This is a genomic window from Planktothrix sp. FACHB-1355, assembly GCF_014748295.1.
Taxonomy (GTDB): Bacteria; Cyanobacteriota; Cyanobacteriia; order Cyanobacteriales; family Aerosakkonemataceae; genus Aerosakkonema; species Aerosakkonema funiforme_A.
This window is the reverse complement of sequence record NZ_JACJUP010001254.1, coordinates 1-1,897: the sequence shown is the minus strand read 5'-3', so window position 1 is coordinate 1,897 and position 1,897 is coordinate 1. Positions and strand designations below refer to the sequence as shown.

The window sequence follows — 1,897 nt, the reverse complement described above, 5'->3', positions numbered from 1 at the left end:
GATACAAGTGTTGGTAAGCTAGCTTTATCAAGAGTAATATTTAAGGTTGTTTCAATTACTGAAAGGGAAGATAACATAACAAGATGACAATCTGTTCCTTGAAATAAGCGCAAATTTAGACTTGGCATAATTTTTGGCATAACTTTATTTATAGAATCAAGTTTCTCTGACATATACCAAGCCAGAAACACCAAGAGATCCACTGTAATAATGCCCCAAGTTGCTCCAGTTTCCACCCTCATACTTGCCTTGAAAACTAGAACCTTTTCCAGGTATTGACCAGCCCGTATCGATTACAATATTTCTTTGTTCATCTTCTGACAAAAGCATCATTGTCTGCGACCATTTAACCCAAGGAATAAACAGTGCTGAACTGGGAACTGAGACGGGTTCTACACTGCGTCCTCCACGCCCTCCTCTACCGCCGCTGGGATTAACAGATACAACATCTCCACCGTAAAGAACTTTATATCGATACTCATGGTAGACAAGGTTTGAGTTAGCCGGATCGTAAATACTGAATCCTAGTTCAGTAATGGCATTGTTATATAAAAAAGTTGTAAATGAGTCTTGTAAATCTGAAGCATAGTCTATAGACAAAAGATTTGGGTAAGCTTTACTTAGAGCTTTTAAATCTCTCGTAAGTTGCTGCGCCACATATAAAACATCGTTCTGTGTAACTGAAATAGATTCTGAAACAACAAGGCTTTTCATTATGTGAATATCCTCATAGTTGACAACAAAAGATAAACTTCTTATTTCTAAAAAATCAAATACCAATAATATCTTTAAACCATTCAAAAATTCCTTTTTTACTACGTCCAACCTTGGCAAACCAAATAGGATTATTCGATTCTTGCTTTTCTTTTATTAGTTGCTGCTTATTTTCCTGTGTCATTTGTTTGAACTTCTCGCTAAATATTGGCTTTATGTGTAGTGCTAAATCCGCTTCTATTTGTCTAAAATCCACATTTTCAATTCCGTCACCACTTCGATTAAATAGATTACTTGAATCCAGTTCAAATTCCCATTCAATTATAGGCTTTGTTTGCGCTTTGATTGAAAAGGAAACTCCTTGAATATAACCGCGATCCAAATCATTTTTTAAGCTATGCGTAATATTTTCAATGTCTTTTTTGTCAATTATTTCTTCTAACGCAAGTTTGGAAAGATCTTTCTCAATTCCCTGCAAATTTAGGTATTGAGTAGAAATACTTGAGTTTTGATCTAAATCTTTATGATGACCTCCTTCAAGATTTGTCACCTTTTCAGTTAACGAAGAAAGTCTATTTTCATCCCAAATAGTACCGCGCAGTTCGTTCTCGCGATTTCTTTTGTCCATCGCTGAAAATCGAGATGACCACTTGACAGTACAATTTATATAAACATCATAGCTATGTTTCGCAAGGTAAATCATTACATCTTGAGTTTCTGGGCCAACTCTTTGCGGATAGTTTCTATCGCTTAAGTCATAACTCCATTTCAATAATTCTTGATTTCTCTGCCTATCACATATTGATAGATAAATTACATCTGCAAACTCGTTGGCCAGACAAGTAGTTATACTATCCAAAATCTCGGATCTTTCTTCAGCGCTTAGGACATTATGGTACTGAGAACGAATAAGTGCCAACTCTGAATTAATTTGCTTCGCTATTCTCAAAGAATCCATCGCTCTGCTTCTTATGCTCCTTGAGTGATTTAGAAATTTCAGCAATAGCAGCGCTTGGCAGCTTGAGCTTAACTTTATCCACCTGTTGACCATTGGCTGGTATTGCTGTACAGTTTTTTACTCATAATAGACTAGCCAAACTCAGCTATAGTCTGATAAACATCAGGATTTATGTTAGGATTACATCAGGAATTGTTGAGGCTGATAGCATGGCATCTACTGACG

At 36.1% G+C, this 1,897-nt stretch carries 2 protein-coding genes; both read right to left on the bottom strand.

All coding sequences use genetic code 11. The features are described 5' to 3' along the window. Positions 1 to 156 precede the first annotated feature (156 nt). Positions 157 to 801: a hypothetical protein gene (locus H6S82_RS31340; protein WP_242057188.1), complete on the bottom strand. Its 645-nt coding sequence runs from the start codon at positions 799 to 801 to the stop codon at positions 157 to 159. Next, positions 770 to 1,672, bottom strand: a complete 903-nt coding sequence (locus H6S82_RS31335) for a hypothetical protein (protein WP_190469070.1) — start codon at positions 1,670 to 1,672, stop codon at positions 770 to 772. The genes H6S82_RS31340 and H6S82_RS31335 overlap by 32 nt, the downstream gene beginning before the upstream one ends. Positions 1,673 to 1,897: the final 225 nt, after the last annotated feature.

Excerpts from the sequence above, each read along its gene's own strand:
- H6S82_RS31335 (WP_190469070.1), bottom strand. The coding sequence starts at position 1,672 with ATGGATTCTTTGAGAATAGCGAAGCAAATTAATTCAGAGTTGGCACTT.